At 67.8% G+C, this 26754-nt stretch carries 21 protein-coding genes; 12 read left to right on the top strand and 9 right to left on the bottom strand.

Annotated elements, in window-relative coordinates:
• From ACIO5E_RS36580 to ACIO5E_RS36565, 4 genes are all read right to left on the bottom strand, one after another.
• Nucleotides 1-707: IPT/TIG domain-containing protein (locus ACIO5E_RS36580; RefSeq protein WP_400676378.1), on the bottom strand; the 707-nt coding region annotated here is incomplete at its 3' end.
• A 1624-nt stretch (nt 708-2331) separates the two neighbouring features.
• Entirely contained in the window at nt 2332-2760 is a 429-nt protein-coding gene (locus ACIO5E_RS36575; RefSeq protein ID WP_400676376.1) for a hypothetical protein, read from the bottom strand.
• Between the two features lie 80 nt (nt 2761-2840).
• Nucleotides 2841-3119, bottom strand: a complete 279-nt coding sequence (locus ACIO5E_RS36570; RefSeq protein WP_400676374.1) for a hypothetical protein — start codon at nt 3117-3119, stop codon at nt 2841-2843.
• A 263-nt stretch (nt 3120-3382) separates the two neighbouring features.
• Complete coding sequence (locus ACIO5E_RS36565; RefSeq protein ID WP_400676372.1) at nt 3383-4135, bottom strand: IPT/TIG domain-containing protein; 753 nt, start codon at nt 4133-4135, stop codon at nt 3383-3385.
• A 488-nt stretch (nt 4136-4623) separates the two neighbouring features.
• Here ACIO5E_RS36565 and ACIO5E_RS36560 point away from each other — a divergent pair, with 488 nt between their 5' ends.
• The 3 genes from ACIO5E_RS36560 to ACIO5E_RS36550 all read left to right on the top strand — a co-directional run bounded on the left by ACIO5E_RS36560 (nt 4624) and on the right by ACIO5E_RS36550 (nt 7959).
• Nucleotides 4624-4902, top strand: coding sequence for a hypothetical protein (locus tag ACIO5E_RS36560; RefSeq protein WP_400676370.1), 279 nt, complete (start codon nt 4624-4626; stop codon nt 4900-4902).
• Between the two features lie 744 nt (nt 4903-5646).
• Complete coding sequence (locus ACIO5E_RS36555; RefSeq protein ID WP_400676368.1) at nt 5647-7161, top strand: Mu transposase domain-containing protein; 1515 nt, start codon at nt 5647-5649, stop codon at nt 7159-7161.
• 375 nt (nt 7162-7536) lie between these two features.
• Nucleotides 7537-7959 carry a hypothetical protein gene (locus ACIO5E_RS36550; RefSeq protein WP_400676366.1) on the top strand — a complete coding sequence of 141 codons (423 nt, stop codon included), beginning with the start codon at nt 7537-7539 and terminating at the stop codon, nt 7957-7959.
• A 959-nt stretch (nt 7960-8918) separates the two neighbouring features.
• Here the strand turns inward: ACIO5E_RS36550 and ACIO5E_RS36545 are convergent.
• Nucleotides 8919-9230 carry a hypothetical protein gene (locus tag ACIO5E_RS36545; RefSeq protein ID WP_400676364.1) on the bottom strand — a complete coding sequence of 104 codons (312 nt, stop codon included), beginning with the start codon at nt 9228-9230 and terminating at the stop codon, nt 8919-8921.
• A 2424-nt stretch (nt 9231-11654) separates the two neighbouring features.
• Here ACIO5E_RS36545 and ACIO5E_RS36540 point away from each other — a divergent pair.
• The 4 genes from ACIO5E_RS36540 to ACIO5E_RS36525 all read left to right on the top strand — a co-directional run bounded on the left by ACIO5E_RS36540 (nt 11655) and on the right by ACIO5E_RS36525 (nt 16360).
• The gene (locus tag ACIO5E_RS36540) at nt 11655-11876 is read left to right on the top strand and encodes a hypothetical protein (protein WP_400676362.1); all 222 of its coding nucleotides are present in this window, start codon (nt 11655-11657) and stop codon (nt 11874-11876) included.
• A 3013-nt stretch (nt 11877-14889) separates the two neighbouring features.
• Entirely contained in the window at nt 14890-15147 is a 258-nt protein-coding gene (locus tag ACIO5E_RS36535; protein ID WP_400676360.1) for a hypothetical protein, read from the top strand.
• A 47-nt stretch (nt 15148-15194) separates the two neighbouring features.
• The gene (locus ACIO5E_RS36530; protein WP_400676359.1) at nt 15195-15905 is read left to right on the top strand and encodes a DUF2637 domain-containing protein; all 711 of its coding nucleotides are present in this window, start codon (nt 15195-15197) and stop codon (nt 15903-15905) included.
• 251 nt (nt 15906-16156) lie between these two features.
• On the top strand, nt 16157-16360 hold the full coding sequence (locus tag ACIO5E_RS36525; RefSeq protein WP_400676357.1) for a hypothetical protein: 204 nt from the start codon (nt 16157-16159) through the stop codon (nt 16358-16360).
• Nucleotides 16361-18100: 1740 nt separating this feature from the next.
• Here the strand turns inward: ACIO5E_RS36525 and ACIO5E_RS36520 are convergent.
• Nucleotides 18101-18487 (bottom strand): hypothetical protein, encoded by a 387-nt coding sequence (locus ACIO5E_RS36520; protein WP_400676355.1) that lies wholly within the window; start codon nt 18485-18487, stop codon nt 18101-18103.
• 349 nt (nt 18488-18836) lie between these two features.
• Nucleotides 18837-19181, bottom strand: a complete 345-nt coding sequence (locus tag ACIO5E_RS36515; RefSeq protein WP_400676353.1) for a hypothetical protein — start codon at nt 19179-19181, stop codon at nt 18837-18839.
• 556 nt (nt 19182-19737) lie between these two features.
• Here ACIO5E_RS36515 and ACIO5E_RS36510 point away from each other — a divergent pair.
• Entirely contained in the window at nt 19738-19908 is a 171-nt protein-coding gene (locus tag ACIO5E_RS36510; protein WP_400676351.1) for a hypothetical protein, read from the top strand.
• A 164-nt stretch (nt 19909-20072) separates the two neighbouring features.
• Here the strand turns inward: ACIO5E_RS36510 and ACIO5E_RS36505 are convergent, their stop codons facing one another.
• Nucleotides 20073-20510: a hypothetical protein gene (locus ACIO5E_RS36505; protein WP_400676349.1), complete on the bottom strand. Its 438-nt coding sequence runs from the start codon at nt 20508-20510 to the stop codon at nt 20073-20075.
• Nucleotides 20511-20715: 205 nt separating this feature from the next.
• On the opposite strand from ACIO5E_RS36505, the gene ACIO5E_RS36500 reads away from it, so the two are divergent.
• Nucleotides 20716-21888 (top strand): hypothetical protein, encoded by a 1173-nt coding sequence (locus ACIO5E_RS36500; protein WP_400676347.1) that lies wholly within the window; start codon nt 20716-20718, stop codon nt 21886-21888.
• Between the two features lie 77 nt (nt 21889-21965).
• Here ACIO5E_RS36500 and ACIO5E_RS36495 read toward each other — a convergent pair whose 3' ends face one another.
• Nucleotides 21966-22439, bottom strand: a complete 474-nt coding sequence (locus ACIO5E_RS36495; protein ID WP_400676345.1) for a hypothetical protein — start codon at nt 22437-22439, stop codon at nt 21966-21968.
• Between the two features lie 72 nt (nt 22440-22511).
• Here ACIO5E_RS36495 and ACIO5E_RS36490 point away from each other — a divergent pair, with 72 nt between their 5' ends.
• The 3 genes from ACIO5E_RS36490 (at nt 22512) to ACIO5E_RS36480 (ending at nt 26754) form a co-directional block, all read left to right on the top strand.
• Nucleotides 22512-23000 (top strand): hypothetical protein, encoded by a 489-nt coding sequence (locus tag ACIO5E_RS36490; protein ID WP_400676343.1) that lies wholly within the window; start codon nt 22512-22514, stop codon nt 22998-23000.
• Between the two features lie 350 nt (nt 23001-23350).
• Entirely contained in the window at nt 23351-25561 is a 2211-nt protein-coding gene (locus ACIO5E_RS36485) for an MMPL family transporter (RefSeq protein ID WP_400676341.1), read from the top strand.
• Nucleotides 25562-25566: 5 nt separating this feature from the next.
• Complete coding sequence (locus tag ACIO5E_RS36480; protein ID WP_400676339.1) at nt 25567-26754, top strand: sensor histidine kinase; 1188 nt, start codon at nt 25567-25569, stop codon at nt 26752-26754.

Raw genomic sequence — 26754 nt, 5'->3', positions numbered from 1 at the left:
GGGGTGGTCACCGTCACCTGCACCGTGCCCGAGCCCGCCGGCACCGTCGCGGTGATCTGCGTCGCCGACACCACCGTGAACGACAAGGCGTTGACAGCACCGAACCGCACCGCCGTCACCCCCACGAACCCGCTGCCCGTCAGCGTCACCACCGACCCCGCCGCCCCCGACGCCGGACTGACCGAACCGATCACCGGAACAGCGACCGCATACGTGAACGCGACACCGTTGCTGGTGCCGCCAGGGGTGGTCACCGTCACCTGCACCGTGCCCGAGCCCGCCGGCACCGTCGCGGTGATCTGCGTCGCCGACACCACCGTGAACGACAAGGCGTTGACAGCACCGAACCGCACCGCCGTCACCCCCACGAACCCGCTGCCCGTCAGCGTCACCACCGACCCCGCCGCCCCCGACGCCGGACTGACCGAACCGATCACCGGAACAGCGACCGCATACGTGAACGCGACACCGTTGCTGGTCTCCCCCCACCACCACGCCACCACGGTCACCTGCACCGTGCCCGAGCCCGCCGGCACCGTCGCGGTGATCTGCGTGTCCGACACCACCGTGAACGACGAGGCGTTGACGGCACCGAACCGCACCGCCGTCACCCCCGCGAACCCGCTGCCCGTCAGCGTCACCACCGACCCCGCCGCCCCCGACGCCGGACTGACCGAACCGATCACCGGAATGTTGTGATCAACCATGACCTACCCCCATAGGGTTGTGCAGTCTCCGAGTTGACGAATGTCGTACGTGCGCAAGTCGGCAAAAGAGTCGGCTCTTTGCCCGGGATTCGCGGCGACGGGTGCCGAGGCGGGGAGCCCCGGTCGATGGAGGGAATATCAACCGGGGCTCGTCAGGGGTGTGTCGCTGGCCGGGGCAGCCCCCGCCCAGACGGGGCTTGTGCCGACTCCCGGGCCCCGCCGTGTCAAGCGCGGGCGTGCCTCCGGTCAGAGTCGGCTGAGTGGTTGCCAGGTCGTTTCGGAAACCCTCCCGGGCGTGCCCCCCGAGGTCGGGCCGAATCAGTCGGCACGGCGGCGTTCGGGTGGCCGGCGCTCTCGATGTCCGGCGCTAGGCAGTCGAGGTACGAGGTGGTCCGACACCATGTCATGTGGACCGGTAGCGCCGTTCGTCGATGTGGGATGACGCGAAACAGACTGGTTCATCCCGGTGAAGGAGCTCGCCGCCACCTGCCCGGTCGCTGTCGTCGGACGCCTCTCCGGGGCCGACGGCAGGCCGTCCTCGGCCGCCCCGCCCTCGGCGCCGCCTGTGCTTTCCACGGACGGACTCGGCCGAGCGCATCGCGGAGGAGTTCCGTTCGAAGACGTGGTCGTCGGTGGCTGCGCTCTCGCTCTCCGTCGTCGACTGTCCGCTCGAACGTTGACGGCCCACCAGCACCGTCGGCACATACCACCCCAACAGATGCCCCCAGCACCACAGCGCTGAAGTCGTCCTTCGGTGGTCCGAGGGAGGGGAGTCGGCGGACCACCTGGTCGCCGCACGGGCCAGCACGCTTCGGAACCTTTGGATCGCTTGCATGACGCCTCCTGGCGTATGTAAGCCGCCGCATCTGCCGGCACCGCCGAGACGGCGCCGGCAGATGGATCCACGTTCTCCACGGGGGTGCCCATCGCGAGCCGCACGTCACCGCCGCCTTAAGCACAGCGGGCGCCGACTGCGCGTTCCCCCGGGGAGGGATGGGCGGCCCGCCGGTTGGATACAGAAAAGTAATCCAGAGCCGTGAAATCGGTGACAAGCCTTCCGACCCGCATTCACCCGCTTGGCGCAGTGTCTGGCCATCCCCGCAATACGGAAAACGGCCGATCCGGCAGTGCGCAACCGACGCCGATCAGCGAAAACGGACCGGTCCGTGCGGGATTTGCGTGCTGATTCCCCACCCGGCACGATCGCGACTTCCCTGCCTGAGGTTGCGCCGTGGATCGACCCGAGCGGTGACCTGCGCGAGTGCGCTTCGCCGTCGTCACAGCCCGGCTTCGTGCGTGCGAACGGACACCTCGCCGACGACTTCCCCCACTGTGCCGGGAACCGGCCCAAACGACGGAGCGGCCACGCATGGACAAATTCCCCATCTTCTGCCGTTCGGAATTACCCATCCCGGCCGAAACGCACTGCGCGAAGCCTCCGGCCCAGGTCCGGCGGCTGGGTACGACCGATGCCCCGGCCCGAGTGGACGCAGTTCGGCTCTCGCTCGTGCGCCGGGGTGATCGGGTCGGCCGGCTGGTTGGCCGCGTACAGGTCGAGGATCGCCTGGTGGGTCAGGACGTGCGCGGGACGGTAGTAGTGCTCGGGGTCTCAGAGCCGTGCCCGTCACGTCGTTGATGGCGTTCGCGGAGAGCAGCATGCTGCCCAGGACGCACTGCTCGGCCGGAGCACCGGCGTACTTGCTTTGGTGGCTCCGCCCAGGCCGACCCAGGACGGCTGCTCGGTTCCCATCCAGGTCGCGACCGCCATCAGCCAGTTCACCGACCGGTCCTGCCGCACCAACGTGGTCGCTGCCGCGGTGAAGTCGCGCAGCGCCGTCGCCCGGCGGTGCGGGCCGAAGCCTGCGGCCGCGCGTGCGTTGGTCCAGGTCGTGACGATCCGCTGCATCTGGGCGTCCTCGGCGACGTTTTCGCTGCTGTCTGCGGACCATCGGGGAGCGGTTCTCGGATCGGCCGTGCCGTCGGAGGCCCGGCGGGCCGATGCGAGGCGGTTGCCCGACTCTCCTTCCATGCCGGTCTTCTTCCGCTTCTTCATCGCCGGCTGTCCTGCGGACGGATCAGAAGAGGAGTGGACAGAGTCATAGGACGGAGTTGGGTCCGGTCTTGCCGGCCGTTTCATGCCCTTGCCGCCCGTGGTTTGCGTGGTGCGGGGGCGAGCGGCGGCCGGTCCTCGGCCGTCAGCGGCCCGAGCCCGCGGTCGGCCCGGTCCTCGTTCACCTTTGGCAGCTGTTCGTGGCTGAAGAAGGAGAAGGGGATCAAGAGGTCGTACACCTTCGGCCGCAGGCACTTCGGGATGCGGAAGGCTGCCCGCTGATCGCCCTCACGGATGATGCCGCGGGCTTCCAACCGCTTCAGCCTACGGGTGACCGTCGACTTGTCGCACAGGGCCGCCATGGCCAGTGAGTTCCGTGACGGATAGGCGTCGGTCCCGTCCGAGTTCGCCTTGCTTCCACCGTGCGGCGAGGCGGTACTCGGCGATCGCGCCGGGCCTGCCGCACGGTCAGGCGGCCGCACTCCGGTATCCCGGAGCCAGCCGAGGAATCGGACCGGGGATGCGGCGGGACAAGACTTGCCCGGGCGGGGCCGGTGACGGTCCCGCCCGGGCAGACGGCCTCGTCGGCCGTGCGGTCCAGGTGGTCAGTGGCCTGACTCCTGGATCAGATCCCCGGGCCGGCGAGGTACTGGTACGGGGTCGCGGCGGTCGCGCTGCCGGCCGCGTTGGTGACCGTGATGTTGGCAGGCCCGGGGGAGCCGTCGAGGGTGGGCGGTGCGACGGCGGTGATGGTGGTGTCGCTGATGACGACGAACGGGGCCGCCTGACCGCCGAAGGTGACCGACTGGGTGCTGCTCAGGGAGGTGCCGGTGATGGCCACCGCGGTGCCTCCGGAGGCCGGGCCCGAGCCGGGGGTGAAGGAAGCCACGGTGGGCACGTCCACGTAGGTGTAGCTGAAGCCGTTGTTGGTTCCACCCAGAGTGGTGACGCTCACCCCGACCGATCCGACCGCCGCGCCCGCGGGCACGACGACGGTGATCACGCCGTCGCTGACGACGGTCGGCGTGGCGCTGTTGGCCCCGAAGTGCACGGCAGTGGCGGTCGACAGCCCCGAGCCGGTGATGGTGATGACGTTGCCGCCCGCCAGCGGCCCGGACGTGTCGCTGAGCGCGGCCTTGAACGGCGCGCCGACGTAGTAGAAGTTCAGCGGGTTGCTGGTACCGCCCGGGGTGGTCACGGTCACCTGGACCACCCCGCTGCCGGCCGGGTCGGTGACGGTGACCGAGGTGGGGGTGTTGGCGGTGATGGTGGCCAGCTTGGAGCCGAAGTGCACGGCCGTGGCCCCACCGAGGTTAGTGCCGGTGATGACGACGCTCTGTCCGCCGCCGGTCGATCCCTGGTTGGGGGAGATGGGCACGACTGCCTCCTTGAACGAGATGGGGTGAACCGCGTGGCGGCGTGCCAGGAAGAGTCACAGGCCGAGCACGGTGCGGGTCGGACCAGGCCCCGGCTAGGACGAAACGGACGGCCGAGGCGGTGAACCGGGCGCCGGCGGGCCGGTCCACGGATGTGGCCGGGCCGCTTTCCGGGCGTGAGGACGAGACGGTCCTGAATGACTGTCGCCGGTCGCGGTGGCGGGCGGATCATTCACGCCTCTGCCAGGAGAGCCCACGGCGCCACGGTAGTGACCGGCCATACGGCAGGCCGACGCCCCACTCCCCCGGAGAGGATGGGCGACCCACCGGATTGGAGCTTCCAGTAACCCATTGAGGTGACAAGCAGGCAAGACACTTGACGCTACATCACCCGATTGGCGGCACGTGCGGGCGGGGAGCGTGGCCCGTCTACCCTTCGGTGCGGGTGCCGGCAGCAGGCGCCGGTCCCGTCGGAAGGGTCGGCTCCGTCGTGCGGTGGCCTGGGACCCCGGCCGTCGCCGACGGGGCCCACCGCACCACCGGCTCCGAGGGCAAGGCCCAGGCCGCCGTCCACGACGACGACCAGGTCCCGGCCGCCCGCCGCCCGTACGTCACCGCCACCCCGCACAGGCGATGGCCGGCACCGACCAGCTGGGCGAGCGCCGGGCCGCACCCGCCGATTGCGGGCCTCGCCCGGATGCATCTGCGCGAGGGGGTGGTCGATCCGTACGCGGGCGATGCGCAGCCGGCGACCGGCACCGGTGCCTGAGCACGCGATGCTCCACCCGGGACCGCAGGGTGTGCTCCTCCTGCCTGGGGCGCCTGCGATTTCTCGGTGTGGTGCCGGAACGATGCCGAGGCCGTGACACCGGCGCCGTAGGCGTGAACCTTCCCGGCCACACCGGCAGGGCTGTCCGAGGTTGACCCCCTTGGCGGCCGCACGCGTTTCCGGTGTGCGGCGCGGAAGACCGCGAAGTGTCAACCGTTGCTGACGCCGAACCCGGTCGACGCGCGGGCATGGGAGCGAACGGGGGGCGCGCGGGTGAGCATCTACATCGGCATATGCCAGTGACCGTTTCGCTGAGCAGCGGTGCCGGCAGGGCGACCGTCCGGAGACGGTACCCATGCGTGCCCGCACGCTGAGCACAGTCGTGCGACGGGCGGCCGGATGCATGGATGGCCCGGAATTCCGGGGAGAACCGCGAGCGCCCTCGTACCCGAAGAGGTCTATTCCAGTCGACTCCCATTGTGCGCTTGTGAAAATTGCCAAGCGTCCGGCGGACGAGATCCGGCCACTCTTTGGCCGGTCTCCGCACACGACTTGACATGGCATGCATGGGGCCTTTGCCAATTGATCGCCCGGCAATTTGCTCACTGAAATTGCACAGCAATCGGTGATGTCTTGCAAAAACCTTTCTGCTCCCACCTCTGGGTTTCGTGTATATTTCCTGGCTTCCCATGGATCCCCATGAGGGGGCCGTAAGCCGTATCGGAGCCTGATAGGAGCAAAATGTTGACCAGAGAGGAATACATCAACATCTGTGCCCTGCGATCCCGAGGATTGTCCATCGCCGCAATCGCTCGCCTCCTCGGCCGCGACCGCAAGACGGTGAGTTCCTATCTGAGCGGGAAGCGCACAGTCGGAGTCCGCAGCTCCGGCAGGGGCGAGTTCGAGCGGTTCATCCCCTACTGTCGTCAGCGGTTGCACGACGATGCCCACTTCGAGGCATCGGCGCTGTTCGCCGAACTCGTCGATCTCGGCTACACCGGCGGATACTCGACCTTCACCCGCGCCCTGCGGACCCATCAGCTGCGTCCCAGGTGCCCGCTGTGCCAGCGTCCCCCCCGCTCCCGGCCCGGCTTGCAGGACAACGTGGAGGAAGTGCACTTCCGCTGGTACGTCTTCTCCGCCCCCCCTGCGGACTGGGGCAGCACCCATGCCTGCATCCTGGTGGGACGCCTGACCCACTCCCAGCGCTGGAGCGCAGCGCTCGCAGAGCAGATCGATCTCGGCCATCTGGTCGGCTCCGTCGACCGGATCCTGCGCCAGTTCGGCGGCACCGGCTGGCGCTGGCGCTTCGACCGGACACAGCCGATCCACTGCCCGGGAGGTGGCAAATTGACCACAGTGCTGGGCAAGGTCGCGAGGCACTACGGCGCTGTCGCGGATCTCGGTCTGGCACGGCAAGACGCCGACGACGAGGCGATCGGGCAAGCGCTCGTCCTGTGGTGGCAGACCAGTGGTGTGGACACCGGCCCGCTGGAGGCGCAGGAGAGCCTCGACAGGCTGGCCAGGCTCATGGGCACTCGCCGGGCTTCGGCAAGGGCCGGCCACGACGGGTACACCGTGCCCGCTGCGCCGGTCCTGCTCGACCTTCCCCACGACCCGTATCCTGCCAGGATCAGCGTGGCTCGCGCGGTCTCGGCCAACAGCATGGTGTCCTACCGGGACAACCTCTACGCGGTTCCACGGCATCTGCACGGCCACGCCGTGGAAGTGCGCCGAAGGCTCGGTGATCCCCTTCTGACGATTGCGACTCCTCGTGGAAGGGTGATCGCTCAGCATTCACTGGCGCCCGACGGTGCCAACCTGTCGGTCATCGGTCACCGGCACGGGATCGGCCTCGAACGCCCGCTCCCGGTAGCGAGGCCGGCCTGCCACAGCAAGCTGTACAGTCCACCTTCCGCCGAAGCGCTGGCGGCGGCCGAAGCACTCCGACAGGACGCCCATCAGGAGGACGGATTAGAGCCCGGTCGACAGGCCGGCGGTTCGCCGGGGCGTCCCGGCCGATCCTGGCGGTGGACGGGCGTTCTCGGTCGGATCCGGAAGGAGCCGACCGAGGGCGACGAGCTCGCCCGTTCCGAGGCAGTGATCCGCCTCGCCACGCATCGGCAACACGACCCGACGCCGCACCGGCGAAGCCACAACCCGGCGAGGCATCCGAACCGGACACCACGGAACCGGCAAGGACCCTCCGAGGGAGATAGCGCGCTTGACGGGCTACCTGCGCCCCGGCACTGGACATGAGCGCGTCCGGTGCCGGGTCCAGCCGGTCGGTCCCGAAGGCGCGCAGGTCGCGCCCCCGTCCTGCGTGTGGTCGGCAGCAGCCGACCGGAGCCGGGTAATTTCACAGACCGGCGACAAGTGAAACCCCGGGAATTGCTCACAGAATTCCCCATCCCGACCTTCCGGCGCCGGATGTCGGCCTTCCCTGTAGTGACCCGGATGGAGCAGCGCCAATTTGTATGAAGACTACTGAATTCGACTTCGATTTCCGTAACGTCAATTCTTCGCACCATCCTGCCGGTCTGCACTCCCTGCCGCTCGCCCTTGGCGGTGCATTACGTTCCGTTCATGCCGGCGTCCCGTCGGCCTGAACGCTTCTTTTCGGAAGGGATTCGGATGATCCGTTCTCGTCTTGCCGCCAGTGTCGTCGCCGTCGCCATCGCATCCGGCACCGCCCTCGCCATCGCCCCCGCGGCCCAGGCCGCGGAACCCCCCGCGCTCCAGGTGTCGGCGTGCGCCGCCGATCTCACGGCCGCCCTCGACAGCAACGCGGCGGCCATCGACGCCGACATCGCCGGCAACACCGCCGACGCCCGCGCCCACAACATCCGCACCCTCGTCATCCTTGCCCGAGCGAGGCACGACTGCGTCTGCCAGCCGGCCCAGGTCCACGCGGACATCATCGCCGCGAGGACCGACAGCGTCCGCGCGGCGGTGTCCAACTCGATCGGCGATTCCGCCGCTGCGCTGATCAGCGAGGACGCCGTGGCGGCCGAGTTGACGGACGCCCTGGAGATCGTCTCGTATGCCGAGGTGTGAGGTCTCGCGGCATACGGGGAGTCGTTGTTGACCGGCCCCGGTGCGGGGGCCTTGGTGGCCGAGCTGCGTTGTGAAGCCGTCCGTCAGGTGGACGATGAGCCCGTCCCCGGGGTGGTGGGGGTCCAAGTTCACGGACGCGGCACGACGGCGCTGGTCGCTGGTCGCTGGTCGACAAGGCCCCGATCTTCGAGGCGACGGACGAGCTCGGCCTGCCCGGTGGAGGTCACCGTTGCCTACGTGGTCCGCGAAGGCCTGCCGACGACCGGCGAGGTGGTTGCCGTCTCCACCTCGCCGCCCAGCCTCATGACACCGTGCGGGCGTGAGGGGTTCACGGTGAAGCGGGGCCGGCTCATCCACTGGGTGCGAGGTTGTGAAGCCGCGCATCTGCGGGCATGGCCTGGTGCGTGCCGGCTCCGCGCAGGCAGCGGTCTCGCAGGATGTTCCAGTTCCTCATCCGTGAGGGGACGTGCTCGACGCGGGCCCGGACCCTGCGGTGGGCGGCGTTGTCGACGTCCTGGTCGAGGGTGAGGTGCTCCTGCCCGATCCCTATCAGGCATGGAGCGCATCGGGGAGAGTGTCGTACACCCGGGAACCGGTCTACGCGGCAAGACCGCGCCGACCCGCACGGTGTCCTCCCAGATCCCCGGGTACGCCGAGCCGCCGCCGGGGGCCTCGGCATTCCAAGCACGGGAGTCCTCCCCGCACCCTTGACGGCCCCGCTGTCTGCCCCTCACCGGAGTGCTCTGGGCACCTTGGAACAGCCGGCTCGTGCAGGAAGGCCTCAACCCCATCGAAGTTCGGACGTACGATCCTGCAGCCCGACGGCTTTCAAGCCGAACTCGGCCTGCCCGGCGGGCTGGAGGCCGGGACCGGAAGTCACCGGCTACTGGTGGACGGCAAGCCATGGACGGCAGCATCCTCCGGCCGGCGCCCCCTGCACCTGCCTCCGGACGAGCCTGTCACTGCTGGGGCTGGCGGAAAAGATCCTGCTGCATGACGCCGTCTGCGAGCATGGCGTTCTCGCTCAAGCCCGCGAGCAGGTCCAGGACAGCGGCAAGCGGCTGGTATTCCGTGCGGACGGCCGGGCGCTCACCACACTCCTTCAGATGCTCCCACAGCGCGTGGAAGTAGTCCTCGAGCTCCAGACGTGCGTTGAACTGCGCGCTGAGCCTTTCGGGATCGAGGCGACGCAGGGCTTCGCAGTCGAGCCGGGCCACCGAGTTGATCACGCTGTTGACGATCTCACGGCTCTCGGTGCTTGAGCTGGGCATGGGTTCTCCTAACGATGTGCGCAGTGGAAGATCGGGGCTTGACGCTCAGTGCGCCGCCCGGCCCCGTTGGATCGCGACCGTCCCTGAACGGTCAGCACGCGGCGGCGCTCCCACCGGACAGCGGGACGGCGGCCCGCACCGAGCGGCTGCCGTCCACGGACCTCCAGCAGGATCCGGTCTGCGGTCCGGCGCAACCAAGCGGTGATGTGCGTGCCGTCGGAGTGCTTCGAGGGGCATTGGTGACCAGTTCGGAGATCACCGGTAAGGCGGTGTCCCGGGCATGGTCGGCCCGAACGTCCTCGGCGTCCGGCCACAGCCCCGCCGGCCGCCGGGAGATCGGTACTGCGCGACCGAGGGATGGCAACCTGAAGGAGAGCGGACGGCCCCTGACCAAGTGGCTCAGGACGCCCTCGGCAAGAGCTCCTGTCGGCCGTCCATTGATCTCTGCGGTGGTCAGTGGAAACTCCTCATCGGTGAACGGCGTGATCGCTTCCCGGCTCACGAGCCGAAAGCGGCTGCCGGTGCGACTGCTCGTGGCTCACGTTTCGCCGGGGGAAGCTCCTCGGTCCGTCCAGGCCCACTCCCCCATCGGGAGGTCGGAGCAGCCAGCCGAGCGGGCGCCGGACTGGTGGAAGTCAATCAGAAATAGATTATCCGCGGGGGAGTGATCCGCCGCAAGAAAAGGGGGGCGCGTTTTATGCAATGCAGCGCCTAGTGTGACGGTAAGAAGAGTTCTTGCCGCCGATGATCAGGCGGAATGAACTTGGCTCGTTTCGTCCGCTCAAGTCCGGGCTTCACGGCGAATAGCGGACGACCGGGGCCATTGATCCTGGCCTTCGGTGGACCCTTTGGGCAAGTTTTCCTTCGGGTACACAACAGCGGCCGGCGACTCGCTCACGGAATTCCACACCGGCCTGGCTGAAATCAGCCGTTCCGCCGGGCCGGCAGTAAGTTCCGGAAGTGCCGCTGCCAGCGCAACGTCCTGGTGGGAATACGGCCAGGCCCAGCCGACCTCGGCCGGACGGCCGACGTGCCTCCGCCGTCCGGTCGCTGATCGTCAGTGTGATACCGGCGGCTGGCGCGGGGCCGCGCTCGTGTCGGCCGGGTGCCTGACAGGCCAGATGGAGAGCGACCGGCGAGGGCGGAAAACCGGCCGGCGGCCTTCGCACGCCCGTATGCCCGCCTGGAGAGAGTACTTTTGTCGGCTCTTGCGGAGACTGACCCTGTGAGCCGACGCGGGCCGGTGCGACGAGAGTCGCACCGGCCCGCGGATCCAAATTCCTCAACCGGGGGTACGGCAACGCGCCTCTTCAACGATCAGGCGCAAGCCGGAAACGCTGGCAGACACGGCAGCGAATTACCCCCGAAGAGGAGGGGTGACCCACCCGGTTCGGATGTACCCAGTTACTCATCGAGCCGAAATAACCGCAATCCCCAACCAGTCGATTCACCCGTATGGCCGAGTGTGCCAACGGAAATGCAAACCGCCTGTGCGACCGGACCGGAAGCCCTTCCGTCAGGAAATTTTCACATTCTGGACTGTTCGCTCGGAAAATTGGACAGCATATCCGAAGGCGACTGCCCGATGATCACGGAATACCGCCTGCGGGAGCCGGTGGGATCCGTGACAGTGATCAGGACACACTGACCGCGGCCTCGCGGCTGGACGAATGGTTGCCGATGGGCGCTGATCGGCACCGTGATCCGATGGCTCGCATGACCCCGATCAGCTTCGCGGGTCCTGTCCACACCGCCGCCCGAGGCTCCCGAGCCGGCTTCTGACGTACGACCTGGCAGGGGCCGGATTCGGGGGGGAGGATCTCGACGGGCTGCTGCCCAGCATCGCTGACGCTGGAAACGTCCACGTCGAGCCATGGCAAGCGTGTCAAGCAGGGATTGGCGACTGGAGTGCGGTCGCGGGCCTGGCGACTCCGGAAGCCGCGATGAGGCTGCAGCCGCGTACGTCCGCGGGGTTGCGTCCCGGGAGCAACCGACCTGCGTGCAACTCCTTCGAGATCCCAAGATCACGGAAGGATCGGCCTCCCTCGTGTCCAAAGTGCACGCACTGACTTCCGGACAAAACGCAGGCACCCTACCGCCCGTGGCACACCCGGGAAACCGTCCGCGCAGAGCCTGCAATCGACGATGACCACGGCGGACTCCGCAGGCAGTCTCCGGCCTCTGGTCCGGTCGCGGGGACGCACGCGCAGGTCCCCGCGCCCCAGTCGGCCGCCGGCGCCGGGGAGCAACTGGCGGACCGTCGGAAGGGCAGACATGACGGGAGGTTCCACCGTGACGTCTCGCAGGCCCCGGTCGCGCTGTGGCGACCATGCCGCTCTTCCCCGCATCGGGTCGGCCGTCCCGCCGCGTAGCAGGATCAGACGCCGCAACGGCTTCCGGGGGCACGTCGCGGAGCCCGGTCCCGTGCTCACGCGCCTCGTCGGCGCTTCCTCGACCGGTGCCCGCCTGACGGGCGGCTTCGGTGGCGTCCTGGCGCCGCTGACCGGCAAAGGCGGTGCAGGCCGCCGGCAGGGCCTCGCCGACCCGGGCACAGGTTCGTTCCCGCTCGAGCCGGCGAGCGGCAAGCCGCCGCCGAAGGATGGTTCCTTCCGACTCGTCGCCCTCGGCCGCCGACCGATCGGATAGTTCGCTCGGAGCGGGCGCGATCCGCACCGTGAGCGGGTCGCTCGGGGGTGGCGCGTCCGGCTGGTGACCGGGCAGCTCCCACTGCTCCCGAAGCCGGCGGCAGGCGGCAGCGGCGGCGGCGGGACCGCAGGAACGGCAGGTTTCCGGATCGTCGGCGTCGCGGACGACCAGGGGCCCGCGGCACAGTGCGCACTCGGGGCTTCGGACCGGCTTGGTCCCCGTGACCGTCTCGCTTGCCCGGTCGACGACCCTGACCAGCCAGGGAAGCGGGGAGACCACCGAAGACCACGGCACAGCGCCGACCGGCTCCCTGCGCCGCGCGAACTCCCAGGCCGACTCGAGAGCTTTGAGAATCACCGCGCCGTGGACATCGGGGGATGTGCCGTAGTCGGCGAATGTTGCGACAATGTGTTGAGCGAGGAGGTTGAACTGTCGCTCGGTCAGCCGGTCCGCCAGTTGCCTCGGCAGGCGGCTCAGAGCCGACGACGCCGTTTGCCGTCCCCATCGCCTCTGTTCGTCGGTCATCGACTGGATCATCTTCCGGTCGGTTTGCCATCTGTCGCGTTCCTCCGGGCCTGCTCCGTCCCCCCCGGCTCTCGCCGCGTGCCCGCGCGTGCGGGTGCGGGCACGCACGGTTTCCGGTTCTCGGGACAGACAACCACCCACCACCGCCGACATGTTCAGCAAGTCATGTTGGGAGGATCGTGTTTCTGCCACCGGATCGGGGGTGGTCGGCGTCACCGGACCGGGGGAATCGGCTGTCACCGAACCGGCCGTCTCCCGGCACATGTCGAGCGAGGCGCCGTGACGGGCATCCGGTCCGGAGTCGACGACCTCGACACCGTGGCCTGCGGACCCGTTCGCGGATCGCAGCGTGGGGACGGATCCGCTCGGGAGAGACTCGGGCTGCCCGTTCGGTACGCGGACGGGCACGGGATGGACGACGTATCTGTACGCCCTCTTCTCGACGGCTCCTCTGCTCACCCAGCCCTGGGCCAGGAGTTCGGCCACCGCTTCGCGGGCCGTTGCCTCCTTTATCCGGCACTCGCGTGCGATTCGCACGACAGGAGTCGATTCGGGGAAGTGCTGCCGCAGGGCGAGCAGGGCATAGACCTTGAACCGAGTACCGGCCAGATGCGCCCGGGCATATGAACCCACGCACACGGCCAGCTCGTCGTCGGCCAGTGGACGAACACGTCGGTTCATGGTTCCGGTGGCAGGATTTCGAGACACCCGAACCAGACTCTTGGCCTTTGCCTTGGCGATTAGGCGGTTAACACCACCCCGTGACAACCCTAGCTGTCGCCCGATGGTCTCGTCGGCGGCGAAGCAGAATCCTGACTTCCAGCCGTAGTCCTGCACCAGCGTCACGACCCGGATCAGGTCGCCGGTCAAGTCCCTGTCACTGAGCCACGCCGCTGGGAACCGGGTGGCGGGCAGGCCGGCCTGCCCGGTCGCACGCGCCTGTCCGCGAGCCGGCGCGGGGCTGCCGGCCGGTTCCGTGCACACGGTGCCCGAGTATCGCGGACTCACGGAGCACCGCCGAAAGCCCGACGCTCGCTCACTTCCCTGCCCGGCCCGTCCGACCGCCCGTCGGCACCCGGGTTGATCGACGGGCGATGCGCCGGCTGTCCCAAAGTCGCCGAGGCGACTCTTTCCCCGGTCGGCTCCATTTGAGCGGTGGTCACTCGCGCGCGAGAGCCTGCTCGGGAAGGTCCATGGAGGTTTCGCTCATTCAGGACTCTGTGCCCTCCCCCTGGACGGACGGAGCGACGACTCACGACGTGGGCGCGGGATGGCTGGCAGATTTTGATTCGGTGATGCAAAATGGCAGTGCCTACTTACGGACGTGTGAGGAGGCAACAGCCCGTCAGGACACAGGTTCTCGCCGGATCCCGAGTGTGCAGACGGGCCGAGGCAGCGGTGGATTCCGTCGCCGACCTAGGCATGTGGTCGGCGACGACGGATACAGGGCGTTCAGACACCGAAGCATGTGCCTGGTGCGCAGACGGTGAAGGTCCGGTGGTGCGGACCAAACCGTCTCGATGCTGCTAGGTCATGTCAAAACCTCCCCACAGGGGGGGTGAAGTGATTGAAGAGGGTTGAACGAACAAAGGGAAGCGATCACGAGTGGCCGCTTCTGCCTGACGCGGTTTCGGGTCCAGGCGCCTGAGGGGTGATCTGGAACAGCGATGTCGCACCGACTGCACCCCACAGCCGTCCGGACTCACCAGAGTCCGGACGGCTGGTCCATGACTGAGCCAAGTCTTAGCCAAGAGTACTCCCTCCATCACAGAGTGTGAATACCTCTCGTGTACGACTCATCGTCGGGGGCCCACTGCATCTGCCCAAGAGGGCAGCAGTTCGTTTGAGTCGGCACGACGGACAGCTCGAACACTCCTGCCCCGTAGCCGTCACGCGGAAGGCTTCGAGCGACACGATCGAACCCCACGGTCAGCCGAAGATGCCACGGCTGCGACAGGACGTCGCCACCAGTCAGCCCCGAGTCGGCCTGGTAGGCCGTCGGTTGATCACGTTGCGGGACGCAGCCCCGTCGGTCGCCACCAAGGCTCGCACCGACGGCCATGATGCGGCATCAAGCAGTCCTGTCACCAGTCCACCCGCATGGGAAACATGCAACTGGCCCTCCGCTCGGCAACCTGAGCTTCCGTTAATCGGATGACCGAACCGGAAGGGGCGCAGCGGTGGCCCTGCGTCCGCCCGAGGGCCGGCCGCCAGCTGCTCCGCGCGCAGCCACGCCCCGCTGGGGAGAATTGCAGAGCATCTGGCACCGTTCGAGGCCATCCCGCCAGGAAAGAGGGGAATCCGAGCGAGCGGCGGTGGTCGCGCTCGCTTCGACCGCTCCCATCCGAGGCCAGCCACAGGAACGCTGCACGCTCGAACGAGGAGCTCGGCGACCCGGGTAAAAGCTTTGAGCGCCGGCAGCCTGAGCATATTTCAGGACACCCGGATGCCGTACATTTCTCGGTGATTAGCCCATCGTTGTCGGGGCATGAGTCCAACAGTCAAGCCACCTCTTCCATTGCTGCTGGAGCGGGACAGGATCTGCAGTGCCGGCAATAACTGGCTATTCGTTCCGGACCGGAGGAATGCTGCAGGTGATATGGAAATCGGCTATCTCGTAAAGAATGGCGAACGCGTGGTCCTGACGCATTGCTCACGCCAGCTGGCCGAACTCTTCCGCATCCTGTGTCGGCTTGAGTTTGAATTCTCGACGCGACTTTATCGATCAGAGGAATGGGAGGACTGATTGAGGCTGCTGACCGCGACCCACGACGCGCGAACAGGAGCTCTGCTTTGTACGAGTCAACGGACATCGATTTCAACCCCTACTACGCAACTGGATTCATCCCCGATGACAGGGGCATACACAACCACTCCCATTGGCCGCCCGCCGAACAGCTGTCCGCTGACCTGTCTTATCCGGTCGTCAATGGCTGGGTCGATGCAGGGCTGCAGCCGCATCCTTCGATTGCGGAAGCGGTCGAAGAGGAAGTCGGCCCGTCGACCATGGGGTTCCGGCCCCATTTAATCGCCAACCGCCGGGAGCGTCGCGCCCGCCCGGCACGTCGCCGGCCCGACATCTTGGGATCCGTCATCGGATTCCTGACGGCGACGATCGTCACTGTGGTGTGCATCCTCGGCTGGATAATCTCCTATCATCCTTTGCAGGACGTGGCTCTTTCCCAGCTGCCGAGGGGTATGTCCCAGTATTGGCCGGTCGTCGTCTACGGACCGTGGATGGTTGCCTCCCTCTCCGTTCTGCGTGCCGCTCTGGGAGGACGCAAGGTGGCGAATTCCTGGACGGTAATCCTGCTATTCGCTGGGATCGCCAGTCTCCTGTGCATCGCCAACACGCCCTGCACAATGCCTGAGGCCGTGGTCGCGGGCCTTCCGCCGGTGACGGCTGTGGTGTCCTTGCAGCAGATGGTGCGCCAGCTGATCGCAACCCGACAAGTGTCCCAGGAGGATCGTCGGCATAAACCCTCGCATCGGGCATCTCGGTAGCACGTGAACAATACAGGGGAAACGCCGGGAGGGTTGTTCGATGTCTCTGACCCTACGGCTGTGGGTGTCCTGCCATCGCCTCAAGGGTAGATTGGCGAATTCCCGATCGATGCGATGCCAGGTAATGCGACATGCGTCCCAGGATGCTCAGCCCGGGATGACGGAGCGTAGTGCGCAGGCAGGGCGCACGTCGGCACGATTTACTGACATTCTCCGCCCGTCCGTGCGAGAGCCCGAGATTCGCCTTCGAGGTGATCACCGCGCGCATAGCGATGACCGGTAGAAATATCCCGTCCGTTGGATCCGTTGCTACAGGAACAAACGTCCTGTGCATCGCTATTTCCGTGCCGGAAAGCGTCGACCTTGATGCCGAGCGCGGCACCGAGGTCGATGGCTCTGGTGCGGCAACCGTGACCGATCTGGGAATCGTCGGCATCCCCTGCCCTGACCGGTAGTCCGACCGCAGGTGATTGATGCGCGCTGACACTCCCTTTCTCTGCCAGGAAGCCATGCGCCGCACTGCTCCAAATCGACACGCCGCTCGGTGTGGGCGGCGTCCGGCTGTGGCTTCGGGCCAAGCACTGCGGGGGATTTCGGCCCGGCAGGCGACCACGGTTCACACTCCAGGCCCACCGAGTAGGCTCCCGCATCAACCTGCCGCCGATCCGCTGCCCACACGGGACCCACTGGTCGGTGGCGATCGCTGCGCCGCTTCCACCCCGCCCACGTTGCTGTCCCTGGGTAGCGGACGTGTCAAACCCGAGCAACACCTGTGACGAGGCGGGTCACATCAGGTTGGCCCAATAGGGTGAACCTTCCCCCTTTCGGGTGATCTCACGTTTGGCGCGGGTAGCTACGGAGTGCGTGCTAAGGGCTGCAGACCGTAGCCACGCCCCGGCTCTGAACTCATACGGCCGGTAACCATGATCCGACGGAATCGAAAGGGACGACACTCATGCTCCTCACTCTGCTCGGTAACATCGTGGCCTTCCTCGGCTGGCTGCTCTAGCGGTTGCTGACCCACCCGGCGGCGAGCCGGCCCCGCCCACACGTTCGGTGACGGGGCCGGACTCACCAAGAGCCTGCCGCGCGGCAGTGTGAACTCGACCTCCGTCGCCCAGGACGTCACCGTGCCGATGCCGCCCGCCTCGTCGGGCTCGGTGCCGCCGCGTGCGAACGCGAGCACCGTCTCGTTCACCGCCATCGCGTGCGGCGCCCCGGAGGCTCCCGCGCCCCGCGCGGTGGAGCCCATCTCGGCTCGGGGGAGCCCAAGGACGTGCCCGGCCGCGTCCAGACCGGCCGTGCCCTCCAGCCGCCACGTCTTGTGCCGGGCGGCGGTGTTGCCGTCTTAGGCGACCAGGCCGTGCAGCGCGAGATCGCCGAGCGCCTGCCGCAACCGGCGCAGAGTGTGGGAAGCGGCGCATCGCGTCCAGGGCCGCGCCGGTGTCGACGCGAACGTGCGCCCCGCCGATCGTCGTATTTCCGCACGATTATGGCGACAGGTCAGCCCACCGCGAGTGCGGCGGCTGTGGCACGGGAAGTCCGGGACGAGAAGGGGGGCGCACATGGCAACATCAACAACATCCGGAGGAGGCGGCCTGGCGCCTGGGTGGTGGGTGGCGATCGTGGTCGCGGTGATCACCGCCATCGGCGTCGTCGTGGCCGCCGTCATCAACCACAACTCGTCCAAGAACCCACCACCGCCGCCGGCGTCGACCCGGCGCGGACAAGCGGCCGGCCGCCGGTCGGCGCACCGCCCCGCTGCGCCCCGACGACGGCTGGTGGCATCATCGCGATGCTGTCCGGGCAGGTCGGCGGCACAGCGTGACGCACCCCTCGCTCCTCGCCCCTTGCCGTGCCTCGCTCCGGAACCGGGCCACCGTGCTGACCTGTGCGAACGGGCAGGAGCCGAGTGCGGTGTCGGTGGTGACGCTCTTTGCCGCTACTCCTCTCTTTTGGTCAGGACAGGACAGGGAGAGACGTAGGGGAAAGAACGTCACCACCGACACCCCTTCCTGGGCTTGGCCCGAGTTGTGCCTGGTGGCAGCCGCCCGGGCACGTGGGAGAGCATCATCCGGCGCGTCACCGGGGTGCCCTGTCGGGTGTCCTCCGACAGATGATCTTGACCGCCGCTGCGGCGTCCACGGGGACCCGACCGGAAGGGAATGCCCGCTTTGAACCGGTATCGGCGCGTTTCAGCAGGTTGCCGCGGTGTCGATCCGGATGCCGTTCACGGCCTCCTTGAGTGAGAAGTAGATGTGGTAGTTCGGCCGCAGGCAGACGAAGTTCGTCGTCCCTGCAACATCGACGCGAAGGTAGGCACGGTCGTCGTTGCGGGTGTTGACCACCCACGCAGCCCCCTCGGCCCGGGAGCTGAGGTTCTGATAGGCGCTGGTGACGTCCTGGTAGGCGGCGGTGGGAGTCCCGTTGTTCCAGTCGGCATCGGTGAGGTAGAAGCACACCCGCGGGTAAACGCATCCGTTGTAGGTCGTCGCCGAGGCGGTCGGCGCGACAGCGAGACCGGCCGAGGCCAAGGCACCCAGCGTGGCCCCAATGGCGGTGATCCTTCTCGTTGTGTTCATGACGAGGAGTGTCACCTCTCCGCCGCCGCCTGAGCAGAGCGCACATCGGCGCACCTTGGGGCGTACGGTTGCGCGGCCAGCGCACTGGCCCCATCAGCATCTGAGCAGTCAAACTCGCATGACAAACGATCAAAATCGCCCGACGGAGGACAACGGTCCACCCGTCCTCCCCGCACCTGAGGGGATCAGCGGCACCGTCTGGTCGCCGTACTCCTTGTGGGGCAGGACTCACATCCGCGACGACTCCAGAGTGGGATCACTCGGTATATGGCCCAGCAAATGCTTCTGGCCTCCAACCTGTCTGACGGATAGCCCGCTCGCGCCGGATCGTGTGATGGTCACCAAGCAATCAGGGGCTGACGACCCAACGGCCGACCCGAGTCGGCTCGGGCTGGAGCGTGATCTCGGTTGCGGTTGCTACCTGGGTGGAGAGGTTGGCGAGCGTCTGGTCGAACCCGGCCGCCGTGGCCTGTCCGTGAGCGGTGATCGTGAGGGTCCGGCGTTTCGAACAGCGGACGCCTTCCGCGATCGGCTGGCCGGGTCGGCAGCCGACGAACTCGAGGAGCCAACCCGCGCTGGCTCGGAGCTTGCCGTCGCTGTCCCTGTGGATGGGGGAAGCCGAGGTTGGACCAGTGCGTGGCCTGGGCGGTGGCGATTCGCGGGTTGAGGAAGACCGATCCGACCTGACGGGCATCAGGGCCGCTCGGGTCAAGGAGGAAGCCGCGCCGACGTCGGTTGGCGAGTACGGCTGCGGTGACCGCCGGGACGGGCGGGCGCGCGCCGACGGGGACGCCGAGTTCGTCGGCGAGCGGCACCAGCCACCCGGATTACTTTATCTCCGACCTGTCTCCCCGGTTACTGCCCGCTATGGAGGCGGACCGGTCGCAGCCCCGTGCTCAAGAGCGATGGGAACGCTGGCTGCAGGCGCCTCTGCCCGACTACCGGACGTGGTACGGGAGTTCAGGGTCCACGCCGGCTGACGATGCCGCGGTGGAGTCGTTCGGGGAGCTCATCGCCCAAGGGCTCAACGTTGACGATATGTGCTGCGGAGAGGCCGATCCGGAATTCTGCGTCATCGACGATGTGTGGACGAACCGGCGAGGCGACGGCCTTTCGCCTCAGTCAGTTCCAAGGAGTACGCGATCGCATCGCTCTTCCATCCCATCGGCCCGGCCAGCGCCTCCCTCCTCCCGGGCTGGTGCGGCAACTTCCTCCTCACCTCCGCCCAAGTCCGCCAGGCCTTGCCGCGCGTGGAACGAGCCCTCACCTTCGCCGAGGCCGAACGTTCCGCGGCGGATGCTCAGGACTGGCTGCACTACTCGCCCCGAGAGGAGTCCGTCCTTGACGGCCCGCTGCGGCTGTGGCGCGCCGCGGCCGAGAACGGGCTCGGCTTGTGCGGCGTGGCGGTACACGTCTCCTGACGCCCTTGGCCCAACGTGGCTTGCTGAAGGGGCTGTTAGGCTCACGCTCTTGGCTGCCCACCGGTGTCGGCCGGCGGGCAGTTGTCTTGCTGACCGAACTTTCGGATATACGTCCGCGGCTCGGTCGTCGCGCCCCACCCGCAGAAGTCGAGCAGATCGACTTGTCAGCCGCCGGTCCGCAGATCACGCAGGCCGTCCTCGAAGGCCGTGAGTGCGTACTGCCCTGTGCCGCGCCCGGGCATCTCGAGCTTCTTGAGCTGCCCGCCGACGATGTGGGAGACCAGCGGTACTGGAAGCGCGTCGGGCCAGAGGCCGGTCCGCTTGCCCTCAGAGAGCACCCGGCGGAACGCGCCGGTGGATCCCCGCAGGCTCCGGCCGTTCGCCTTCAACTCCTCTGCGGCGCACTCACCTTCGCCGTAGACGACCTGGAGCAGGATCTGCTGCGCACGGGGCGGCAGGCGGTCGTAGTACGAGCGGGCCCGCTTCGGAGTCCAGCAGTCGTCGGGCTCCGCGGTCACGACGGCGGCCGGCATGGCGGCGAGCGCGAGCAGCTTCTCGAGTGCCTCGGGGGTCGGATTCTCCACGGTGATCGTGATCTTCATAGCCGACACCCTTGCACTCCAGGGTTCTGAACACAAATAACCACGACAGACACTCTAAAAACAGTGGGCGCGCTTCGAACGCCTTTTATGTATCAATCCCTGTGTTGTGTCCTCTAACTGGATTTAGAGGACGCAACACAGGACCTGATACAGATAGGCTGTCCCGGACGGATCATCAGCCCGCCACACCGGATGGAGAGCGCCTGTGGACGCGGACGCGGAGAACCTGCCTGCTCTGGTGGAGCGCGCCACCAAGGTGGTGGTCGGTGAGCTGGTGGACGACAGTCACGTCCTCGTGCCGTTCGCGCTCGACGGGGTCGACCCGAACGAGACGCTGACCGAGGACGCAGCCGACGACCTCGCCTCCGCCCGGCCCGCGCGCACCAGCCAGACCTACGCCGAACAGTGGCGCTACTTCGCCCGCTGGTGCGCCGACAACGGCCGCCACCCCGGGCCGCGCACCAGCGAGGCGAACATGGTCTCCTACATCTCGCACCTCCGCCGCTGCGGCGGACGCGACGGCACAGGCGCACCCGTGAGTTCCCTGCGCTTGGCGATGGCCGCGATCCGCGACGCCAACGCCCGGGCGGGGTACGAGAACTGGCCGCCGAAGAAGGCGACCGCCGAACTGATCCGCAAGCAGGCCGCCGAGCACGCCCGAGCCCGCCGTACCCCGAAATCGAGCCCGCCCGTCGACGCCGCCCGCATCGCCCACCTCCAGCAGGGCACGACCGCCGACATCCCGCTCGCCCGCTGGCGCGACCAGACGATCCTGCACCTCGGCTATCGAACCCGGGCCCGCCGCTCCGAACAGGCGGCCTATCGAATCGACTCCATCGTCTTCGAACACCTGGAAGACGGCACTGAACAGATGGTCATCGGCAAGCGCACTAGCAAGAACGACCACTGGTCCACCGGCCGCGAGTACGTCATCCGCGACCCGGTGGCGATCACCGTCGTGCGCACCTACATCTCACTGCTCGCCGAACTCGGCCAAGCGGAGCCGCAATTGCCGCTGCTGCGCGGCATCACCCGGTGGGGCCGGCTCATGCCCGTCCCCGCTTCCGGAACCGGCATGACCGGCCACGCCGTGAACCGCGCCTTCAAGCGCATGGTCACCCGCACTCCCGGCTTCGACGCCAAGGACGCCACCAGCCACGGCCTGCGCGCCGGCGTCCCCGCCGACCTCGCCGCCCAGGGCTACAGCCCCGCGGAGATCCTGGTCATCACTGAGGACTGGAAGTCCACCACCATGGTGGAGAAGTACGCCAGGGCCGGCCTGCGCCGTGCAGGTAAAGATAACCTCGGCCGCGCACAGCAGGCCCTCGACGGCCTGGTCGTCCCATCGCCGACCAATCCCATCGACCAGGAGATCTGACCGTGAAGTTGGGAACGCAGGCTAAGCTTGTTCTATTGTCCCGCGCCATCCAACAGCGGACCCAGCTCATGTCCATCTCACTGATCATGGCGGACGCGGTTGTGCTGGGCTGCGGCTCGCCAGGTCTGGTGAGACGGATCGGGGATGCCAAGCTCAGGGATCATGGCGCTTCTTGACTGGCGCCATCGGTGCCGTCCCCGGGTGAGTCGGACCTGGTCCGTGTAGTTCCGGATCGCGTCGATGGCAGTGCTCAGGGGGTCCAGTCCGAGTGTCGTTGTCGTCCGGTCGACGAAGGCGCGGATGTCGCTCTCATTCTCCGTTGTGAAGAACTCGCTTGGAGCCAAGGCCAACGGCGCCAGCGCATTGGCCAGGATCGCGACTTCGGGGTGCGTGACGATCGCATTCACCTCCCCGTTGCGCGTGATCGTCTCCTGCTCGGTAGGCCATCCCAGCTTGAGCGCGCGTCCCTGCCAGCGGAGCACCATCGTCGGCTCGGCCCACCTGTCCGCGGCGGGGTCGGTGCGCCACCAGGCCGTGACCGTCTTGTGCACTGCCCTGGTCCGCTGAGTGGGCAGCGAGGCGCACCGCTCGGCTTGTGCGAGCCGCTGTTGATCAACCTATGTATGCGATACGCAATCGAGGACGTGGGACACGAAGACGCTCAACTCGTCGCCGCTCTGGCAGCGTTCAATGAGGCCGACACCGTGTGGCAGGCGATCACGGTGTTCCTCGACGCTTCCGCCTCCGCGTCCGACCGCGCGAACGCGATGCAAGGCGTCGTCGACCTGGTTGGCCAGACCGAGGCCGCGCCGCTGCTCAACCTCGACCAGAGCACCATCAGCCGCACGCTCAGCCGACGCCGTGAGCCACACAAGATCCCATCCCTTCCCCTGGAAGTGGTGGAACTGCTCAAGCAGCACGCCAGCACTAACGACGTCGGCCACCGGCTGTTCGAGGGGCAGGACGTACCGGGAGCTTTCGCCATCTTCGAACGTGCTGGTCAGAGGCTCTGGCGTGGCGGTTCTTCGAGGTGCTCGTGCTGGTCATGGGCGGGAGTCTGTGGTCTTGATCGCTTGTCAGCGGTTGACTTCGAGGTTCGTCAGGACGAGTAGGACGTGTAGGGCGTGTAGGAGAGCAGAGGCGCGGCCGGGGTCGGCGCGGAGCTTGGTGAGGATCCGCCATGCGTAGGCGGCGTCGGGGCAGCCGCGCGGGAGGACTCCTCGCCGTCGTCCGCCACACGGTCGAGGCCATGAACAAGGCCTTCCAGGTCGGCATCGATGTCCCGTCCCACTCAACGTTGTCGTTGTCTCAGGTGTCCTTGTGGATTCGCAGTTGATCCCGGATGGCGTTGTCGCCGTCTGGCAGCGGCAGCCCCACCCCCTGCCGTCCACTGACCGGTGGACCCGAGGTTCAACCGACCGGGCGTGTCGGGCGCGGCCCCCGTCCGACCAAGATCTCGGGTATGAGTCAACTCCCTGTACGGATAGCCGGTTGGAGCGCCCGGCACGCATGGCGCGCGATCGCCGGCTGGTTCGCGTTTGTCATTCTGTGCCTCGGCGTCGGCGTCGCGATCGGCTCCCATGAAGCAACTAATGAGGATTACCGGGTCGGTGAGGCGGGGCGGGCCGAGGCGATCGCGAGCGCGGGCAGCCTGCAGCAGCGGCCGACCGAGCAGATCATCATCCACGCCAGGTCCGGGCCGCTGGACCTGGCCGCAGCCGCAGCGGCGGCGCAGGACCTCACCGAGCGGCTGCGCAAGCTGCCCGAGGTGGACAGCGTGGCAGCTCCGGTCCGGTCCAAGGACGGCACGGTTCTCAGGGTCTCGGTGATCCTGAAGGGCCCCGAGCTGGAGGGGAAGAAGAACGTCGCCCCGGTCCTCGCCCAGACGGCCCAGGTGCAGGGCGGCCACCCGGACCTGGTCGTGGAGGAGACCGGCTCCCCTTCCATCAGCAAGGGCGTCAACGACCAGCGCGGGAAAGACCTCACGCTCTCCGAGCGCATCACCCTGCCGGTCACGCTCATCACCCTGCTGATCGTCTTCGGATCGGTGGTCATGTCCGGTGTGCCGCTGCTGCTCGCGCTCTCCTCGATCGCCGCCGCCCTGGGGCTGTCCATGATCGCGTCCCATGTCCTGCCCGATCCCGGTGTCGGGACCAACATGATCCTGCTCATCGGCTTGGCGGTAGGCGTCGACTACACGCTCTTCTACCTCAAGCGCGAACGCGAGGAACGGGCCCGCGCCGGGGGGCGGCTCAGCTCCGAGGCCCTGGTGGAGCTGGCGGCGGCGACCGCGGGCCGGGCCGTCGCGGTCTCCGCTCTCGCCGTGATCGCCTCCACCACGACCCTGTATCTGGCCACGGACGTCATCTTCTCCTCGCTGGCGACGGGCACGATCCTGGTCGTGGCGGTCGCCATGGCCAGCTCCCTGACCGTCCTTCCCGCACTCCTGGTGAAGATCGGCCGGCGGACCGAACGCCGTGCGGCCCGCAAGGCCGCCCGCCGGGCGAGCCACGGCAAGCCGGTCCGCGCGAAGCGCGCGGAGGCCGAGACGGGCCGGATGTTCGGCGCCCTGCTGAGGCCCGCGCAGAAGCATCCCGCCCTCACGCTGTGCGTATCAACGCTGGTCATGCTCGCCCTGGCTGCGCCCGCCCTCAGCCTGAAACTCGTCGACCCGGGCAAGGACACATTCTCCCGCGACATCCCGGCCATGCAGGTCTACGACCGGCTGAACACAGCCTTCCCTGAGCTCCTGGTCAAGCACGTGGTCGTCGCCCGATCCACACCGGACCGGGCCCCGGAGGTCCGGCATGCGCTGGCGGACCTCGGCCGGCGGGCGCAAGCCGACCCGCTGTTCGCCAGGGACACCGAGCCGGTGGTCCGTACGTCGGCCGACGGCCGGATCAGCGTGCTGGAACTGGCCGTCCCGTTCCCCGCACCCTCCGCCGAGGCGATCACGTCACTCGACCACATCCGTAAGGACTATCTGCCCGCCACGGTCGGCAGGCTGTCCGGCGTGGAGACGGGGGTGAGCGGTGACGTGGCCCGAGGCCGCGACTACGTGGATCACGAGAACAGCAAGCTGCCGCTGGTCATCGGGTTCCTGCTGCTGGTGACCTTCATGATGACCGTATGGGCGTTCCGCTCGGTGGCCATCGGCCTGATCGGCGTCGTACTCAACCTGCTGTCCGCCGGGGCCTCGCTCGGCCTGCTGGTCGTGTTCTTCCAGGGTACGTGGGCAGAGCACCTACTGGCCTTCCACTCCCTCGGCGCAATCGCGTCCCGGGTACCGCTGTTCCTCTTCGTGATCCTCTTCGGCCTGTCGATGGACTACCAGGTGTTCGTGGTCAGCCGGATACAGGAGGCCAGGCAGAACGGGATGTCGGCCCGCGAGGCGGTGGTGGACGGCATCAGCCGGTCAGCCAAGGTGGTGACCAGCGCGGCGATCGTGATGGTGACCGTGTTCGGTGCCTTCGTCGCCCTGCACCTCACCGAGATGAAGCAGATGGGCTTCTGCCTGGCGACGGCCGTACTGCTGGACGCCGCGGTCATCCGGCTCATGGTCCTGCCGTCGCTGCTGCTGCTCCTCGGCGAGCGGGCATGGTGGCCGCTGCGCCCGGCGCGACGGGCGCGGACCGCTGTCCCTGCTGCCGGCATACCGCAGAACGTAAGCTGACGATCATGATTCAACGGCCGCAGCCCGACGACCGGTTCCGCACCCGAACCCTGCGCCGGTGGTACGCAGTCTCCTGGGTGTTCCTGGGCCTGTGTCCCCCGGTCATCTCCGCGCTGCACCACACCGGAACGACGAGGTACGGGTCGTTGGCGCTGCTTGCCGTGATCACCCTCTGCTACGCGACCGTTGTGGCCTTTCCCCGTAATCCCGTGCTGCGCTCCCACACCTTTCTGGGCGTGCTCGTCCTCGGCTTGGGCGCACTGTCCCTCCTACGCGGCGACGGCGCGGCACTGTTCATCGTGTCGCTCCCTCACTTCTGGCTCTTCGCCAGGAGCCCGCGGTACTCGATCGCCCTCAGCGGCGCTGCCGCCGCGGCCACCGTGGTCGGCATCATCCGCCATCAGAGCTGGCACGCGGAGGACTTCTCCACCGGCAACATCATCTTCACCCTCATCGGCTACACGGCGAGCGTGTTGCTCGGACTGGGGGTGGTCCGGATCGTCGAGCAGAGCGACGAGCACGCCCGCCGCCTGGGCTCCGAGCTGGAGAGCGCCCAGTCGCGCCTGGCCGAGGCGCACAAACTCCAGGGCGCCACGGCGGAGCGCGAGCGGCTCGCGCGGGAGATCCACGACACCCTCGCGCAGGGCTTCGCATCCATCATCGTGCTGGCGGAGGCGGCCCGCTCCAGCCTCGACACCGCCCCCGCCAGAAGCGCCCGGCAACTGCTCTCGATCGAGAACACCGCACGCGAGAACCTCGCCGAGGCGCGGGCACTCGTCGGCTCCGCCCCGCGGAGCGGTCTCGCCCTCGGTTCGGTCGCCAAGACCCTGCGCCGGACCCTGGACCGGTTCGCCGAGGACACGGGGCTCACCGTCACCGCAGATCTGCCGGACGTCGAGTGCGACCAGCCGACCCGGATCGCGCTCCTGCGCTGCACCCAGGAGTCCCTGGCCAATGTCCGCAAGCACGCGGCCGCCTCCGCCGTGGAGATCGTCCTCACGCCGTCTCCGGATGGCGTCGAACTGGAGATAACCGACGACGGCCAGGGCTTCGTGGTCGAGGACTCCCACGGCTTCGGGCTCAACGGCATGCGCAATCGCCTAGCCGAACTCGGCGGCGAACTGACCGTCACCAGTTCCCTCGGCGACGGTACCCGCGTCCTCGCCGTGATTCCTACGAACAGTCAGGTGTGA

Source organism: Kitasatospora sp. NPDC087314, from assembly GCF_044744365.1.
Lineage (GTDB): Bacteria > Actinomycetota > Actinomycetes > Streptomycetales > Streptomycetaceae > Kitasatospora.
The sequence above is the reverse complement of the archived record's forward strand: the minus strand, read 5'-3'. Positions and strand labels throughout refer to the sequence as shown.

Bases quoted from the DNA above. Each gene is read 5' to 3' on its own strand.
- ACIO5E_RS36545 (WP_400676364.1), bottom strand. From the start codon at position 9,230: ATGCCCAGCTCAAGCACCGAGAGCCGTGAGATCGTCAACAGCGTGATC.
- ACIO5E_RS36490 (WP_400676343.1), top strand. From the start codon at position 22,512: ATGCGATACGCAATCGAGGACGTGGGACACGAAGACGCTCAACTCGTC.
- ACIO5E_RS36480 (WP_400676339.1), top strand. From the start codon at position 25,567: ATGATTCAACGGCCGCAGCCCGACGACCGGTTCCGCACCCGAACCCTG.
- ACIO5E_RS36570 (WP_400676374.1), bottom strand. From the start codon at position 3,119: ATGGCGGCCCTGTGCGACAAGTCGACGGTCACCCGTAGGCTGAAGCGG.
- ACIO5E_RS36485 (WP_400676341.1), top strand. From the start codon at position 23,351: ATGAGTCAACTCCCTGTACGGATAGCCGGTTGGAGCGCCCGGCACGCA.
- ACIO5E_RS36515 (WP_400676353.1), bottom strand. From the start codon at position 19,181: ATGCCCGTCAGGTCGGATCGGTCTTCCTCAACCCGCGAATCGCCACCG.
- ACIO5E_RS36535 (WP_400676360.1), top strand. From the start codon at position 14,890: ATGAGTCCAACAGTCAAGCCACCTCTTCCATTGCTGCTGGAGCGGGAC.
- ACIO5E_RS36505 (WP_400676349.1), bottom strand. From the start codon at position 20,510: ATGAAGATCACGATCACCGTGGAGAATCCGACCCCCGAGGCACTCGAG.
- ACIO5E_RS36575 (WP_400676376.1), bottom strand. From the start codon at position 2,760: ATGAAGAAGCGGAAGAAGACCGGCATGGAAGGAGAGTCGGGCAACCGC.
- ACIO5E_RS36550 (WP_400676366.1), top strand. From the start codon at position 7,537: ATGATCCGTTCTCGTCTTGCCGCCAGTGTCGTCGCCGTCGCCATCGCA.
- ACIO5E_RS36520 (WP_400676355.1), bottom strand. From the start codon at position 18,487: ATGAACACAACGAGAAGGATCACCGCCATTGGGGCCACGCTGGGTGCC.